The following is a 14,720-nucleotide window of genomic DNA, read 5'->3' on the forward strand; positions in this document are numbered from 1 at the left end:
GGACGCCATGCGCGCCCAGTTCGTCCTGTCGGAGATCGGCGTCGGTCTCCGTCGCAATCTCACGATGACCTTCGCCGTCGTCGTCTCCGTCGCCCTCTCGCTCGCCCTGTTCGGCGGCGCACTGCTGATGCGCGAGCAGGTCAGCACGATGAAGGACTACTGGTACGACAAGGTCAACGTCTCCATCTTCCTCTGCAGCAAGAACGACGCGGAGTCGGCGGCCAACTGCGCCAAGGGCGCCGTCACCGCCGAGCAGAAGAAGGAGATCGAAGCCGACCTCGGGAAGATGGAGGCCGTCGAAAAGGTCAGCTACGAGTCGGCAGACCAGGCGTACAAGCACTACCAGGAGCAGTTCGGCGACTCGCCGATGGCCGGCAACATCACGCCGGACCAGATGCAGGAGTCGTTCCGCGTCAAGCTGCACGACCCGAAGAAGTACAAGGTCGTCGCCACCGCCTTCGCGGGCCGTGCCGGGGTGCAGTCCGTCCAGGACCAGAGATCCATCCTGGACAACCTCTTCGGGCTGATGAACGGCATGAATGTGGCCGCGCTCTTCGTGATGGCGCTGATGCTGGTCATTGCGCTGATGCTGATCGTGAACACCGTCCGCGTCTCGGCGTTCAGCCGACGTCGCGAGACAGGCATCATGCGGCTGGTCGGCGCATCCGGGTTCTACATCCAGATGCCGTTCATCATGGAGGCCGCCTTCGCCGGGCTCATCGGCGGCGTGCTCGCCTGCGTCATGCTGCTGGCCGGGCGGTACTTCCTGATCGACGGCGGTCTGGCCCTCCAGTCGAAGCTGAATCTGATCGACTTCATCGGCTGGGACGCGGTCTTCACCAAGCTGCCGCTGGTCCTTGCGATCGGGCTGCTGATGCCCGCCGTGGCTGCGCTCTTCGCGCTCCGCAAGTACCTGAAGGTGTGACAAGCGCCCCGTAGGGCGCACGGCCAACCGGCCGTGCGCCCTCGGGGCGTTGTCCTAGACTCAGCGCCATGTCGGGCCCCGTACACCGTTCCGGGCCCCGCGGTCTCGGCCGCGGGGCGGCTCTGACATTGGTCTTCGCGAGCGTCCTGGCCACCGCGGCGGCCACCGGATCGCTGCCGCAGGGCGGCGGAGCCGGCGGCGCCTCGCTCAAGACCCGCGCCGTCGCCTCCACCGCCGACCGCGACGCGGTCGCCCACGCCGCCGCCGAGGCGGTGGCCGACGGCAAGTCCGGTACGGAGGCGGCCGAGGAGGTCGTCAGCCGCAGCGGGGACCGCTGGGGCGCGGTGTACGACGAGCGGGAGTACGAGGAGTTCGAGCAGGCCCTCGACGGCTCGTACACGGGCGTCGGACTGGCCGCGAAGCGCTCCGCCGACGGACTGGTCGCGGTGGCCCGGGTCCAGCCGGGCGGCCCCGCCGACCGGGCCGGTATCCGGCAGGGGGACCTGCTCCGTACGGTCGACGGCCACCGGGTGGACCGGCGTCCCGTCTCCGAGGTCGTCGCCCTGCTGCGCGGGGACCGTACGGACGCTGCCGCGGGCACCACCGTCGCCCTGGGGGTCCAGCGCGGCGCCACCGGCGCGACGAGGAAGCTGATGCTGACCCGCGCGCGGCTCACCACCGAGGCCGTCACCGTCCAGCAGCTCGGAACGGACCGTTCCGATTCCTCCGCAGCTGTGCTGATCAAGGTGGACTCGTTCACCAAGGGCGCCGGCGCCAAGGTCCGCGACGCGGTCCGGAGCGCCCCCGCGGGCGCCGGGGTGCTGCTCGATCTCCGCGGCAATCCGGGCGGTCTCGTCACCGAGGCCGTGATCGCCGCCTCGGCGTTCCTCGACGGCGGGCTGGTCGCCACGTACGACGTGCACGGCGAGCAGCGCGCCCTCTACGCCGAGCCGGGCGGCGACACCGTACGCCCCCTCGTCGTGCTCGTCGACGGCGGCACCATGAGCGCGGCCGAGCTGCTCACCGGCGCCCTCCAGGACCGGGGCCGCGCCGTCACCGTCGGCTCGCGGACCTTCGGCAAGGGTTCCGTGCAGATGCCCAGCAAGCTCGCGGGCGGTTCGGTCGCGGAGCTGACCGTCGGCCACTACCGCACCCCGGCGGGCCGCAGCGTCGACGGGCACGGCATCACGCCGGACCTCGCGGTCAGCTCCGGGACCCTGCAGCGGGGCGAGACAGTATTGAGTGGCCTCGGGGGTGGGTCGTAGTGCGAAAATGGCCGCACTATGGCTAAGGAAAAGGACACAGGGCGCAAGCTCATCGCGCAGAACAAGAAGGCACGGCACGACTACCACATCCTCGACACCTACGAGTGCGGTCTCGTGCTCATGGGCACCGAGGTCAAGTCGCTGCGGCTGGGCCGGGCCTCGCTCGTGGACGGCTTCGTGCAGATCGACGGGCACGAGGCGTGGCTGCACAACATCCATGTCCCGGAGTACGTGCAGGGAACCTGGACCAACCACTCCGCCAAGCGCAAGCGCAAGCTGCTGATGCACCGGGCCGAGATCGACAAGCTGGAGTCGAAGTCGCAGGAAACCGGGCACACGATCGTGCCGCTCGCGCTGTACTTCAAGGACGGCCGGGTCAAGGTCGAGATCGCGCTCGCCAAGGGCAAGAAGGAGTTCGACAAGCGGCAGACGCTGCGGGAGAAGCAGGACCTGCGGGAGACGAACCGTGCGATCTCGGCGGCCCGGCGGCGTCAGCGGAGCGCCTGAACGCGCTCCGGCAGGAATAGGCTGGCACCGTCGTGCGTTGGTCACGTACGATGGCACTGCACCTCACAGCGGGTGCGCGTTTGAAAAAACAACATGGGGATGATCGGTTTCGACAGCGGATGTCGAAGCAGGGGAAGCGTGTCGAGGAAGCGACAATGATCTCGTAAACCATATGTCGCAACCAATAATCGCCGATTCCAAGCGCGATTCCTTCGCCCTCGCTGCCTAAGTAGCGACTTGCGAAGTGTCAGCCCGGGGGTGATCCCGACCCGGATCCTGGCATCATCAAGGGATCTAAACTTCTAGACCCGGTCACGGGGCCTGGAAGGAAATCAAACAGTGGCTGGGCCTGTCGGAGGCTTGTTCGCGTGATCTCCGGGGCCGAGAAAAGCGCAGCGAACTGCACACGGAGAAGCCCTGATTCTGCACCGTTGGACGCGGGTTCGATTCCCGCCATCTCCACAATTCCCATGTGAACGAGGACCCCGTTGCCCACCGGCAGCGGGGTCCTCGTTCGTGTCCGGGCTTCCGTTCCCGAGGTCATGACCGGCGGATCCCGGCCGCCGCGACGGCCAGGGCGAGGCCCGCCGCGCACACCGGGACGACGTACCCCGTCACCGTCCCCGTGTGCTCCACCATCCAGCCGCCCGTCGCCGACCCGGCGGCTATCCCGCCCAGCAGCGCGGTGACCGAGAGCGTCATGCCCTCGTTCAACTGGCCCTCGGGGGTCAGCCGTTGGACCAGCGTCATGCCGGTGACCATGGTCGGCGCGGTCGCCGCGCCCGCGAGGAGCAGGCTGGCGGCCAGCACGAGGAGCGAATCGGCCGAGGAGGCGGCGAGCAGTGGCAGGGACATCAGCGCCGTCATTCCCGCCAGGCAGCACAGCAGCCGGCGCCGGACGTCCGCGGCCGGGCGCAGCGATCCGTACGCCAGTCCCGCCACGCACGAGCCGCCCGCCTGGAGCGCCAGGATCGCGCCCCCGGCGTGCGCGATCGTGACGACCTCCATGGCGCCGAAGACCGCACCGGTGGCGAGGAATACGGCGAGCAGCGCGGGCATGCCGCGGGTGCGCAGCGGGGAGCCCGCCCGGGTGCGGGGCGCCACCGGGGGTTCCGTGGCGCGCTGGGCGGCGAAGATGAGCACGCCGGTCATCAGCAGGATCGCGCCGGTCAGCGTCCCGGCCTCCGGGAAGAACGCCGCGCACAGGAACGCGGCGAGGGCGGGGCCGAGCATGAAGCACAGCTCGTCGGCGGCCTGCTCGAAGGAGTTCGCGGTGTGCAGGGCGGCCGGGTCGCCGCGGTGCAGATGGGCCCAGCGGGCGCGGGACATGCCGCCGGTGTTGGGGGTGGTGGCGGTCGCGGCGTAGGCGGCGAAGAGCGTCCACGCCGGAGCGTCGTAGTGCACGCAGAGCAGCAGCGCGAGCGAGCCGAGGACGGCGATCGCGGTGGCGGGCACGGCGATCCTGCCCTGGCCGTACCGGTCGACGAGCCGGGCCGTCCAGGGGGCGACCAGGGCGGTCGCGGCGAGTCCGGTCGCGGTGACCGCCCCGGCCAGGGCGTACGAGCCGCGCGACCCGGCGATCATGATGACGGCGCTGACGCTGAACATCCCCATCGGCAGCCGGGCGATGAGGTTGCCCACTGTGAAGGCGCGGGCACCGGGGGTGGCGAGCAGTCGGCGGTACGGGTTGGTGGAGGCGCGGCGTGCGGGGGCGCCGGTGCGCGGGGCGATCACCAGCATGTCTCCGCAGACGCCGTGCAGGGGAGTGGTGGGAGTGTCGTACGGCATGGTTCAACCCTCGCGGTGGCCGGCCCGCACGGTCCAACACCTGATCCGCACCCATTCACGCACCTGTGTTGTAAATTCGGGCCCGTGACCTCCTCCGATATCGATCCGCGGCTCCTGCGCGCCTTCGTCGCAGTCGCCGAGGAGCTGCACTTCACCCGTGCCGCCGCCCGGCTCTACCTCGCCCAGCAGGCGCTCAGCCGCGACATCCGCCGGCTGGAGCGCGAGCTCGGGGCGGAGCTGTTCGTACGGAGCACCCGCCAGGTCTCCCTCACCTCCGACGGGGAGCGGCTGCTGCCGCACGCCCGCCGGGTGATCGCCGCCCATGACGACCTGCGTGCCGCCTGGGCGGTGCAGACGCGCCCGCTCCTGGTCGACATCAGCGCCCCGGTCGGTACGGGGCACCGGCTGCTCGGGCTGGCCCGGAGCGAGGCGCCGGGGATGGAGTTCGTGGCGCGCTATCTGAGCGGGCTGACGGGAGCGGCGGCGGAGATCCTGGCGGGGCGGCTCGACGTCTCCTTCGGCCGGGTCGCGGGCCTCGATCCGGCGGTGCGGGCGGGGCTGGCACACCAGCCGGTGTGTTTCGAGCGGCTGACCGTACTGCTGCGTGACGACCATCGGCTGGCGTCGCTCGACCGGGTGCCGATGGCGGAGCTGGCGGGGGAGCGGCTGTACGCGGCGGCGGGCAACCCGGCCACGGCGGAGTGGACCGATCTTGCGGAGCGGCTGTTCGCGGGGCGGGGGATCGAACTGGTGGCGCCCTTCCCGGAGATCGTGGGGGAGGAGGAGTTCGTCCGGGTGGTGCGGAAGCAGGGCTGGTCGGTGCTGGCGAGCACCGAGTTCATCGCTGTGCCGGGGATGGTCGTACGGCCACTGGTCGACCCCGTACCGCTGTCACCGGTGTCGCTGGTGTGGCGGAAGGGGCTGAAACATCCGGGGGTGGATGTGCTGCGGCGGGTCGCGGCGGGGGTGACGGCGACGGAGCGAGGGCTGGAGCTGCCGCCCGGCAGCTGGCTTCCCGAGGGTGATCTGGAGCTGATGTCCCAGGCGTGAGGGCGCGACAGGCCCGGTCGTCACGAGTGCCCGGGAGTCGAACGCAATGGGAACATCTGTCCAAGGCAAGTGATGTGTTGGCTGATAATTGACCAACGTTCGCTCAACTTCGGGGTCGATAGGGGTGAATTATGCAGGAAGATGCTGATCTGCCGTCCGGCGACGGGGTGTTCGAAACCGGTGTATCTCTCCTGCGGGGCCGCACTCGGTCGTGAGCTTTTTCGCCACCGCCGTGCGCTACATTCAACCTCCGGGTGCACTGTGCCGGGGGGCGCACGGACAGGGTGGGGGCTCGGTCCGTCGACAGGGAACTGGTCGAACGCGTGCACCCATTTTCTGAGTGGGGGATATGCCTACATCTGTGGAACATTGGCGTGAAGGTGCCCGAACCTGGCATACACACGAGCCGAACGATGTCACCGTCCAGCTCGACGGTCTCGGACGTCAGCTCTCCGAACTACCCGTACAACCGGGAGTTCCCGAAGGCTCCGACGGCCCCGTCTTCGTCGACGAGAGCGGCCGGCGCAGCAAGACGTTCCGGCGTCTGGGCTGGATCCTGGCCGCCGTCTGTGCCGGCTACGCGGTGACGCTGGTCGTCGCCGTCCTCGGCGGCAATTCCAGCGCGCCCTGGCTGCCGCTCTCCGGCCAGGAGCAGCACAAGAAGGCGGACGACATCCAGGCGCCGTCGCCGGCCCCGTCGGGCAGCGCGGACGCCGTCGTGCCGCCCGGCGCGACACCGGGCGCCACGCAGTCCGGCCAGGTGGCCGGTGGCGGCGGCCCGACGCCGTCGGGCAGCGACGGTTCCGCGAAGGCGTCCACGCCCGCCAAGAACCCCTCGGCGTCCACCGCCGTCGTACCGCCCAAGGGCAGCGCGAGCACCGGCAGCGGCACGCAGCCGGACGCGGGAACCCCGGATCCCGAACCGCCCGCCGCCACCCCGACGCCGTCGGCCGATCCCGGTCCCACCGAGACACCGACAACGCCCGTCGAGACCCCGGATCCTCCGGTGCAAGAGCAAGAAGGCGCTCACTAAATGACAACGCCCGCCGTGCGGGGCAGGCGCAACCGGCAGAAGCAGACGCGCCGGCGCAGACTTCCCATGCGCTATCTGCTGCCGTCCGTGTTTCTCGTCGCCCTGCTCGCCATGCTGATGCTGCGCGGTTACGTGCACAGCGAAATCCTCGCCGACCACCGGGTCCGGCCCCCGGCGCCCACCGATCGGGTACCCGACGCGATTCTTGACGGCGGTCCGGTCATCGACGCCCGCAGCGCCACCGGGCCCGCCAAGTCGCTGCGCATACCGGACCACCGGATCGTGCTGACCTTCGACGACGGGCCCGACCCGGTGTGGACCCCGCGGGTCCTCGACGCGCTGAAGAAGTACCACGCGCACGGTGTCTTCTTCGTCACCGGAACCATGGCCTCGCGCTACCCCGACCTCGTGCGGCGCATGGTCGAGGAAGGGCACGAGGTCGGGCTGCACACCTTCGACCACCCCGACCTCTCGTACCAGTCGCATGCGCGTATCGACTGGGAGCTGTCCCAGAACCAGCTGGCGCTGGCGGGCGCGGCCGGTATCCGGACGTCCCTGTTCCGGCCGCCGTACTCGTCGTTCGCCGACGCCATGGACAACAAGTCCTGGCCGGTCACCCAGTACATCGGCAGCCGCGGCTACCTCACCGTCGTCAACAACACCGACAGCGAGGACTGGAAGCGCCCCGGCGTCCCCGCGATCATCGAACAGGCCACCCCCAAGGGCGGCAAGGGCGCCGTCATCCTGATGCACGACTCCGGCGGCAACCGGTCCCAGACCGTGGCCGCGCTGGGCGAGTTCCTGCCCCGGATGCAGCAGCGGGGCTACACGTTCACCGACCTCACCACCGCCCTCGGCGCCCCCAGCGCGCACACCCCGGTGACCGGCTTCGCGCTGTGGAAGGGCAAGGCGTTCGTCTTCGCCGTCGACCTCTCGGAGAACCTCACCGACGTGCTGGTGGCCGGGCTCGCCGTCGTCGGGGTGCTCGTCCTCGTCCGCTTCGCACTGATGCTGCTGCTCTCCTTCCTGCACGCCCGGAAGGTCCGCGGGAGGGAGTTCGGCTGGGGGGCCGCGTTCGCCCGGCCGGTCTCGGTGCTCGTGCCCGCGTACAACGAACGCGAATGCATCGCCAACACCGTGCGTTCCCTCGTGGCGAGCGACCATCCCATCGAGATCATCGTCATCGACGACGGCTCCACGGACGGCACGGCGGACATCGTCGAGGCCATGCGGCTGCCGAACGTACGCGTCGTGCGCCAGCGCAACGCCGGAAAGCCCGCCGCCCTCAACAACGGCATCGCACACGCCCGTTACGACATCGTTGTGATGATGGACGGCGACACCGTCTTCGAACCGGCCACCGTCCGCGAACTGGTACAGCCCTTCGCCGACCCGGGCGTCGGCGCCGTCGCAGGGAACGCCAAGGTCGGCAACCGCGACTCGCTGATCGGCTCCTGGCAGCACATCGAGTACGTGATGGGCTTCAACCTCGACCGGCGGATGTACGACATGCTGCACTGCATGCCGACCATCCCCGGCGCGGTCGGCGCCTTCCGCCGCGATGCGCTGGACAGGATCGGCGGCATGAGCGAGGACACCCTCGCGGAGGACACCGACGTCACCATGGCGCTGCACCGCGACGGCTGGCGCGTCGTCTACGCGGAGAACGCCCGCGCCTGGACCGAGGCCCCGGAGACCGTGCAGCAGCTGTGGTCGCAGCGCTACCGGTGGTCGTACGGCACCATGCAGGCGATCTGGAAGCACCGCCGCGCGGTCGTCGAACGCGGCCCGTCCGGCCGCTTCGGGCGCGTCGGACTGCCGTTCGTCTCCCTGTTCATGGTCGTCGCCCCGCTGCTCGCCCCCCTCATCGACGTCTTCCTGCTGTACGGACTGGTCTTCGGCCCCACCGCGAAGACCGTCGGCGCCTGGTTCGGCGTCCTCATGGTGCAGGCCGTCTGTGCCGCGTACGCCTTCCGGCTCGACCGGGAACGCCTGACGCACCTGCTCTCGCTGCCCCTCCAGCAGATCCTCTACCGGCAGCTCATGTACGTGGTGCTGCTCCAGTCCTGGATCACCGCTCTCACCGGCGGTCGGCTGCGCTGGCAGAAGCTGCGCCGCACGGGAGCGGTGGAGGCTCCCGGTTCGATGCCGAGCCAGCGGCGGAACACCCAGGACCGGAGGCCGGTCGCATGACGGGCAACTACACCCCGGCGTTCCCCCCGCCCGGCGGCCGCAGGACCGTACGGATCCCGGCGCAGCCCACCCCGTGGGCGCAGGCCACCACCGCGCCGCCCACCGCGGACCGGCCGGGCCGCGACCGCTATCTCGATCTCCTGCGGTCGATCGCCCTGGTCCGTGTCGTCGTCTACCACGTCTTCGGCTGGGCATGGCTGACCGTCCTGTTCCCGTCCATGGGCGTGATGTTCGCCCTGGCCGGCTCACTGATGGCCCGCTCGCTGGCCCGGCCCGCCCTGGGGGTCATCCGCGGCCGGGTCCGCCGGCTGCTGCCCCCGATGTGGGTGCTCTCGCTCACCGTCGTGCCCGTGCTCTTCTGGATCGGCTGGAAGCCCGTGAAGGAGGAGGGGATCTGGTGGTTCATCAAGTTGGGCTGCTACATCCTGCCCGTCGGCGCTCCTCCGTACCCGGACGCCAGCGGCTCGCCGGGCGGACTGCTCGAGCAGTCCTGGGCCGACCAGGCCGTGGGGCCGCTCTGGTACATCCGTGCGTACCTCTGGTTCGTGCTGGCCTCACCGCTGCTGCTGAAGGCGTTCCGCAAGCTGCCCTGGGCGACGATGCTCGCCCCGCTGGGGCTCACCGCCGTGTTCGGCACCGGCCTGGTGACGGTCCCCGGCGCGGCGGGCGAGGGACTCGTCGACTTCGCGGTGTTCGGCTCCTGCTGGATCCTCGGCTTCGCGCATCACGAAGGAGTGCTGCGGCGGCTCCCGCGCCACCTCGTGATCTCCTCGGCCGCGATCCTCATGGCGTTCGGCCTGTGGTGGGCCTCCGGCCACCTCACCGAGGAGGGCTGGAACCTGGACGAGATCCCGCTCGCCCAGGCGGCCTGGTCGCTCGGATTCTGCGTGATCCTCCTCCAGTACGCGCCGTCCTGGCAGCGGCTGCCCGGCAGACTGGCCCGCTGGGACGGCCTGGTCACCCTCGCGAACAACCGGGCGGTGACGATCTATCTCTGGCACAACCTGCTGATCATGGCTACGTCGCCGCTCATCGACGAGCTGTGGAACGTCCCCTGGGTCGGTGACCACCTCGGTACGTACATCGACTCGTCCTACGCGGTACTGATGCTGTTGATGGTCTGGCCGCTGCTGGCGGTGACGATCCTCGCGGTCGGCTGGGTCGAGGACATCGCGGCGAAGCGCTCCCCGCGGCTGTGGCTGGCCGGCGCGCCCGCGAGACGGAGGCACGCCCACTCCCCGCGGTGACCGGCCCTGCCCTCACCGGTCACCTCGCGGCCCGGTGAGAGCAAGGTTGCCCACCGGTCACCTCACGGCACGGCGTCGAAACGCGCGCTCCCTAGCGTCGGGGCGGACGACCCGACACCCGTGGAACGCGAACCGTGGAGGCGTGATGGCCGGCAGGTGGATCGAGCAGTGGGAGCCGGAGGACGAGGTCTTCTGGCAGGAGAAGGGCGAGCGCATCGCCCGCCGCAATCTGTGGTTCTCGGTGCTCTCCGAGCACATCGGATTCTCCGTCTGGACCCTGTGGTCGGTGATGGTCCTGTTCATGGGACCGGAGTACGGCGTCGACCCGGCCGGGAAGTTCTTCCTCATCTCGACGGCGACCCTGGTCGGGGCCGTCGTCAGGGTCCCGTACACCTTCGCCGTGGCCAGGTTCGGCGGCCGCAACTGGACGGTGATCAGCGCGTTGTCCCTGCTGGTTCCGGCCGTCGCCGCATTCGTCGTGATGGAGCCCGGGACCTCGTACACCACCTTCCTCGTGGTGGCCGCGCTCGCCGGGATCGGCGGCGGGAACTTCGCCTCGTCGATGACGAACATCAACGCCTTCTTCCCGCTGCACAAGAAGGGCTGGGCCCTCGGGCTCAACGCGGGCGGCGGCAACATCGGCGTACCGGTCGTCCAGCTCGTCGGACTGCTGGTGATCGGCACGGCGGGCGCCACCCACCCGCGGACCGTGCTCGCGGTGTACGTGCCGTTGATCGTCGTGGCCGCCCTGTGCGCCGCGAACTTCATGGACAACCTGGCCCCCGTGCAGAACGACACCGGCGCGGCGAAGGACGCCGTGCGCGACCCGCACACCTGGATCATGTCGGTGCTCTACATCGGTACCTTCGGCTCCTTCATCGGCTACAGCTTCGCCTTCGGGCTCGTCCTGCAGACCCAGTTCGGCCGGACCCCGCTGCAGGCCGCCTCGCTCACCTTCATCGGCCCGCTGCTCGGCTCCCTGATCCGGCCCGCGGGAGGTTGGCTCGCCGACCGGTACGGCGGCGCCCGGATCACCCTGTGGAACTTCGCCGCGATGGCCGCCGCGACCGGCGTCGTCGTGTACGCCTCCGGGACCGCCTCGCTCACCGTGTTCCTGGCCGGGTTCATCGCCCTGTTCGTCCTGACCGGGCTGGGCAACGGATCGACGTACAAGATGATCCCCGGCATCTTCCACGCCAAGGCGATCGCCCAGGGGCTGCGCGGCGAAGCGGCGGCGGCCTGCGGGCGGCGGCTGTCCGGGGCGGCCATGGGGCTCATCGGCGCCGTCGGCGCGGTCGGCGGGCTGGCCATCAACCTGGCGTTCCGGCAGTCCTTCCAGACCGCGGGCACGGGAACGGCGGCCTTCTGGTCCTTCCTCGTCTTCTACGGCGTGTGTTTCACGGTCACGTGGGCGGTATACCTTCGCCGTCCCGCCGCCGTTTCCGCGAAGCCGCAGCTCGGCTACGCAAAGGTGTGAGCGCGAGCGTCCGGCGCCGGACGACGTAACGGATGGGAAATACGGGTGAACCCGGCCTGTCACGCGTTGTTGGCAGTCTCGGTCCTCGGCATTCATCGAGCAGCAGCAGGACGAGAGCCGGTAGACCATATGCGCGACGACGTACAGCACGGGCCCCTCGCAGGCTTCACGGTCGGCGTGACCGCCGCACGCCGTGCGGACGAACTCGGAACCCTGTTGCGGCGACGGGGCGCCACCGTCCTGCACGCCCCTGCCCTGCGGATCGTCCCGCTCGCCGACGACAGCGAACTCCTCGCCGCCACCGAGGAACTCATCGAAACGGTTCCCGACGTGGTCGTCGCGACCACCGCGATCGGCTTCCGCGGCTGGATCGAGGCCGCCGACGGATGGGGCATCGGCGACCGGCTGCTGGGCCGGCTGCGCACGGTTGAACTGCTGGCCCGCGGCCCGAAGGTGAAGGGCGCCGTCCGGGCGGCCGGGCTCACCGAGGCCTGGTCGCCCGACTCGGAGTCCATGGCCGAGGTCCTCGAACGGCTCCTCGACGAAGGCGTCGAGGGCCGCCGGATCGCCCTCCAGTTGCACGGCGAACCGCTGCCCGGTTTCGTCGAGTCGCTCCGGGCCGGCGGCGCCGAAGTCGTCGTCGTACCCGTCTACCGCTGGATGGCCCCCCAGGACCCCGCGCCGCTGGACCGGCTGCTCGACATCACCGCCGCCCGCGGCCTGGACGCGCTCACCTTCACCAGCGCCCCGGCCGCCGTCTCCTTCCTGCACCGGGCCGACGAGCGCGGGCTGCTCCCGGAGATCCTGGGCGCGTTGCAGGGCGAGGTGGTCTCGGCCTGCGTCGGCCCGGTCACCGCACTGCCGCTGCAGGCCCGCGGCATCGACACCATCCAGCCGGAGCGCTTCCGGCTCGGCCCGCTCGTCCAGCTGCTCTGCCGGGAACTGCCGGGCGGAGCCCGTACGCTGCCGGTCGCCGGCCACCGCGTCGAGATCCGCGGACACGCGGTCCTCGTCGACGACGAACTGCGCCCGGTGCCGCCCGCCGGCATGGCCCTGCTGCACAGCCTGGCCCGCCGGCCGGGCTGGGTCGTGGCCCGCGCCGATCTGCTGCGCGTGCTGCCCGGCAGCGGCACGGACCAGCACGCGGTGGAGACGGCCATGGCCCGGCTGCGGACGGCTCTGGGGGTGCCCCGGCTCATCCAGACGGTCGTCAAGCGCGGTTACCGGCTGGCGCTGGACCCGGCGGCGGACGCCAAGTACGCGGATTCCTGAGTGCGCCGCGGGCGGCGACAACACCGGGCTACCGTGCAGGGATGATCAATGACGTCCACCGGCTCGACGCGGAGGTAAGGCTGCGCCCCGTCGCCGCGGCCGACGCCGCCTCGCTCGCCGACGCCCTGACCCGCAGCCGTACCTACATGCAGCCGTGGGAGCCCGTGCGGCCCGACGCCTTCTACACCGAGCAGGGGCAGCAGGAGCGCCTGGCCGGGATGCTGGCGGACCGTGCGGCGGGGCGGGCGATGCCCTGGGTGATCACCGACGCCGAGGACCGTGCGATCGGCTCCTTCACGCTCTCCAACATCGTGTACGGGGCGTTCTGCAGCGCGGTGCTCGGTTACTGGGTCGATGTCGCGTACGCGGGGCGCGGTCTGGCCACCGCCGCCGTGCAGCAGATCTGCACCGTGGCCAGGGACGGGCTGCGGCTGCACCGGGTGGAGGCCGGGACGGTGCTCGACAACGCGGCCTCGCAGCGCGTGCTCGCCAAGTGCGGCTTCGAGGAGTTCGGTACGGCTCCGCGCTTTCTGCACATCAACGGCGGGTGGCGGGACCACCGGCTGTTCCAGCGGATCCTGCACGACGGCCCGCCGGCCCGCTGAGCCCGCAGGCCGCGCCCGCCCTACGCTGCCTCCCGGACGTGCAGATGCCCGTCGAGCGGCCATGGCGGCCGGGCCGGGAGGACCTTCGCGAGCGGGTACCCCGTCTTCACGGCGACCCGGCAGGAGGCATCGTTGTTCACCTGGTGGATCAGTTCGAGACGGCGCAGACCGTCCTGGGCGAAGGCCGTGAACGCCCAGCCGGTGAGCGCTTCGACCGCCTGCGGGGCGATCCCGCGCCCGCGCGCCCACGCCGCCGTCCAGTAACCGACCTCGGCCGAACCGGAGCCGGGGGACGGGTACTTCAGCGCCACATTGCCGACCGGTTCGCCGCCGTGCTCCGTGTCGACGACGGCGAAGCTGATCCGGGTGCCGGACTCCCGGCCCTCGGCCTGCACCTGCAGCCAGTGTTCCGCGTCCGCCCTGTCCGTCACGAGGTGCCACAGCCGGTCGCGCATGGCCGGATCGCGGTAGGCCTCGATCAGCGCCGGCAGGTCGTCCTGGTGCCAGGGCCGCAGCAGCAAGGGTCCGGCGGTGAAGGCGGCCGTTCGGAGATCTTCGCTCATGACCTCACGGTACGCGGGGAGTTCGGCGGCGACCCGGGCTGCGCGAGGGGTTACGGGCAGGGGCCGCGACGGGCACTCTGGTGGTGGCTCCCACGGGCGATCCGAGGCGGTGACAGGCGCATGGCGGCGGGCAAGGGCTCCTACGACTGGCGGTTCGACTGCGGGCGGCTCTGCCTGGACCTGGTGGCGACAGGGAACGGCACCTCCGGCACCTGCGAACTGCTCGACGGGGCGGACCGGCTCGCCGGCTGGCTGGTGGCCGCCGGACTCGTACCGGCGGGCACCAGCCTCGACGCCGTCGACGACACCTGGCTCACGAGCTTCCGGCAGCTGCGGACCGGAGTCGACCGGCTGCTGACCGCGGAGCTCGACGGCCGCGGCGCCGACGGGGCGCTGGAGCGCGTCAACGAACTCGCCGCCGGGGCCACCCCGGGCGTGCAGGCCGTGCGTGCGAGGAACGGGCTGCTGGTACGGACGCTGAGCGCCGAGCCCGCGTGCGCGGCGCTGCTGGCCGCCGTGGCCCGCGACGCCGTGGAACTCCTGACCGACCCGGTGGCCCGGGCCGGGCTGCGTCGCTGCGAGGGTGACAACTGCAGCCGCCTCTACCTCGACACGTCTCGCGGGCACCGGCGTCGCTGGTGCTCCAGCGAGGTGTGCGGGAACCGGGAGCGGGTGGCCCGGCACCGGCGCCGGGCGGCGGCGGTCATGGTCCCGGCGGACCGGGTCACCTGAATCCCGGCCGGAAGAATCTTGGAACCGCATTGAATGGATCGCGCCACTCCTCCGTATTCGATG

At 70.8% G+C, this 14,720-nt stretch carries 13 protein-coding genes and 1 other RNA gene; 12 read left to right on the forward strand and 2 right to left on the reverse strand.

Annotated elements, in window-relative coordinates; translation table 11 throughout:
* Nucleotides 1-7 precede the first annotated feature (7 nt).
* The 4 genes from ftsX (at nucleotide 8) to ssrA (ending at nucleotide 3,162) form a co-directional block, all read left to right on the forward strand.
* Nucleotides 8-925 carry a permease-like cell division protein FtsX gene (ftsX, locus tag OG878_RS24610; protein WP_328888778.1) on the forward strand — a complete coding sequence of 306 codons (918 nt, stop codon included), beginning with the start codon at nucleotides 8-10 and terminating at the stop codon, nucleotides 923-925.
* Nucleotides 926-993: 68 nt separating this feature from the next.
* Nucleotides 994-2,190, forward strand: coding sequence for a S41 family peptidase (locus OG878_RS24615; protein WP_328888779.1), 1,197 nt, complete (start codon nucleotides 994-996; stop codon nucleotides 2,188-2,190).
* An 18-nt stretch (nucleotides 2,191-2,208) separates the two neighbouring features.
* On the forward strand, nucleotides 2,209-2,697 hold the full coding sequence (gene smpB, locus OG878_RS24620) for an SsrA-binding protein SmpB (RefSeq protein ID WP_328888780.1): 489 nt from the start codon (nucleotides 2,209-2,211) through the stop codon (nucleotides 2,695-2,697).
* A 95-nt stretch (nucleotides 2,698-2,792) separates the two neighbouring features.
* Nucleotides 2,793-3,162, forward strand: a transfer-messenger RNA (tmRNA) gene (ssrA, locus tag OG878_RS24625).
* Between the two features lie 75 nt (nucleotides 3,163-3,237).
* On the opposite strand, the gene OG878_RS24630 is transcribed toward ssrA, so the two are convergent.
* A complete protein-coding gene (locus tag OG878_RS24630) occupies nucleotides 3,238-4,485 on the reverse strand; it encodes an MFS transporter (protein WP_443049162.1) in 1,248 nt (415 codons plus the stop codon).
* A gap of 84 nt (nucleotides 4,486-4,569) precedes the next feature.
* On the opposite strand from OG878_RS24630, the gene OG878_RS24635 reads away from it, so the two are divergent.
* The 7 genes from OG878_RS24635 to OG878_RS24665 all read left to right on the forward strand — a co-directional run bounded on the left by OG878_RS24635 (nucleotide 4,570) and on the right by OG878_RS24665 (nucleotide 13,362).
* Nucleotides 4,570-5,535, forward strand: coding sequence for a LysR family transcriptional regulator (locus OG878_RS24635; RefSeq protein ID WP_328888781.1), 966 nt, complete (start codon nucleotides 4,570-4,572; stop codon nucleotides 5,533-5,535).
* Between the two features lie 361 nt (nucleotides 5,536-5,896).
* Nucleotides 5,897-6,568, forward strand: coding sequence for a hypothetical protein (locus OG878_RS24640; RefSeq protein WP_328888782.1), 672 nt, complete (start codon nucleotides 5,897-5,899; stop codon nucleotides 6,566-6,568).
* Between the two features lie 66 nt (nucleotides 6,569-6,634).
* Nucleotides 6,635-8,761 carry a bifunctional polysaccharide deacetylase/glycosyltransferase family 2 protein gene (locus tag OG878_RS24645; RefSeq protein WP_443049268.1) on the forward strand — a complete coding sequence of 709 codons (2,127 nt, stop codon included), beginning with the start codon at nucleotides 6,635-6,637 and terminating at the stop codon, nucleotides 8,759-8,761.
* Nucleotides 8,758-10,008 (forward strand): acyltransferase family protein, encoded by a 1,251-nt coding sequence (locus OG878_RS24650; protein WP_328888784.1) that lies wholly within the window; start codon nucleotides 8,758-8,760, stop codon nucleotides 10,006-10,008. Before OG878_RS24645 ends, OG878_RS24650 begins: the two co-directional genes overlap by 4 nt.
* A 145-nt stretch (nucleotides 10,009-10,153) precedes the next feature.
* On the forward strand, nucleotides 10,154-11,485 hold the full coding sequence (locus OG878_RS24655; RefSeq protein WP_328888785.1) for a nitrate/nitrite transporter: 1,332 nt from the start codon (nucleotides 10,154-10,156) through the stop codon (nucleotides 11,483-11,485).
* A gap of 129 nt (nucleotides 11,486-11,614) precedes the next feature.
* Nucleotides 11,615-12,757 (forward strand): uroporphyrinogen-III synthase, encoded by a 1,143-nt coding sequence (locus OG878_RS24660; protein WP_328888786.1) that lies wholly within the window; start codon nucleotides 11,615-11,617, stop codon nucleotides 12,755-12,757.
* A 41-nt stretch (nucleotides 12,758-12,798) separates the two neighbouring features.
* A complete protein-coding gene (locus tag OG878_RS24665; RefSeq protein WP_328888787.1) occupies nucleotides 12,799-13,362 on the forward strand; it encodes a GNAT family N-acetyltransferase in 564 nt (187 codons plus the stop codon).
* Nucleotides 13,363-13,382: 20 nt separating this feature from the next.
* Here OG878_RS24665 and OG878_RS24670 read toward each other — a convergent pair whose 3' ends face one another.
* Nucleotides 13,383-13,925, reverse strand: a complete 543-nt coding sequence (locus OG878_RS24670) for a GNAT family N-acetyltransferase (protein WP_328888788.1) — start codon at nucleotides 13,923-13,925, stop codon at nucleotides 13,383-13,385.
* Nucleotides 13,926-14,045: 120 nt separating this feature from the next.
* On the opposite strand from OG878_RS24670, the gene OG878_RS24675 reads away from it, so the two are divergent.
* Nucleotides 14,046-14,657, forward strand: coding sequence for a CGNR zinc finger domain-containing protein (locus OG878_RS24675; RefSeq protein WP_328888789.1), 612 nt, complete (start codon nucleotides 14,046-14,048; stop codon nucleotides 14,655-14,657).
* The last annotated feature ends 63 nt before the right edge of the window (nucleotides 14,658-14,720 follow it).

The sequence above is a fragment of the Streptomyces sp. NBC_00316 genome, assembly GCF_036158715.1.
Lineage (GTDB): Bacteria > Actinomycetota > Actinomycetes > Streptomycetales > Streptomycetaceae > Streptomyces.

Coding starts and splice junctions, on each gene's coding strand:
- ftsX (WP_328888778.1), top strand. CDS start 8: ATGCGCGCCCAGTTCGTCCTGTCGGAGATCGGCGTCGGTCTCCGTCGC.
- OG878_RS24615 (WP_328888779.1), top strand. CDS start 994: ATGTCGGGCCCCGTACACCGTTCCGGGCCCCGCGGTCTCGGCCGCGGG.
- smpB (WP_328888780.1), top strand. CDS start 2,209: ATGGCTAAGGAAAAGGACACAGGGCGCAAGCTCATCGCGCAGAACAAG.
- OG878_RS24630 (WP_443049162.1), bottom strand. CDS start 4,485: ATGCCGTACGACACTCCCACCACTCCCCTGCACGGCGTCTGCGGAGAC.
- OG878_RS24645 (WP_443049268.1), top strand. CDS start 6,635: ATGCGCTATCTGCTGCCGTCCGTGTTTCTCGTCGCCCTGCTCGCCATG.
- OG878_RS24650 (WP_328888784.1), top strand. CDS start 8,758: ATGACGGGCAACTACACCCCGGCGTTCCCCCCGCCCGGCGGCCGCAGG.
- OG878_RS24655 (WP_328888785.1), top strand. CDS start 10,154: ATGGCCGGCAGGTGGATCGAGCAGTGGGAGCCGGAGGACGAGGTCTTC.
- OG878_RS24660 (WP_328888786.1), top strand. CDS start 11,615: ATGCGCGACGACGTACAGCACGGGCCCCTCGCAGGCTTCACGGTCGGC.
- OG878_RS24665 (WP_328888787.1), top strand. CDS start 12,799: ATGATCAATGACGTCCACCGGCTCGACGCGGAGGTAAGGCTGCGCCCC.
- OG878_RS24670 (WP_328888788.1), bottom strand. CDS start 13,925: ATGAGCGAAGATCTCCGAACGGCCGCCTTCACCGCCGGACCCTTGCTG.
- OG878_RS24675 (WP_328888789.1), top strand. CDS start 14,046: ATGGCGGCGGGCAAGGGCTCCTACGACTGGCGGTTCGACTGCGGGCGG.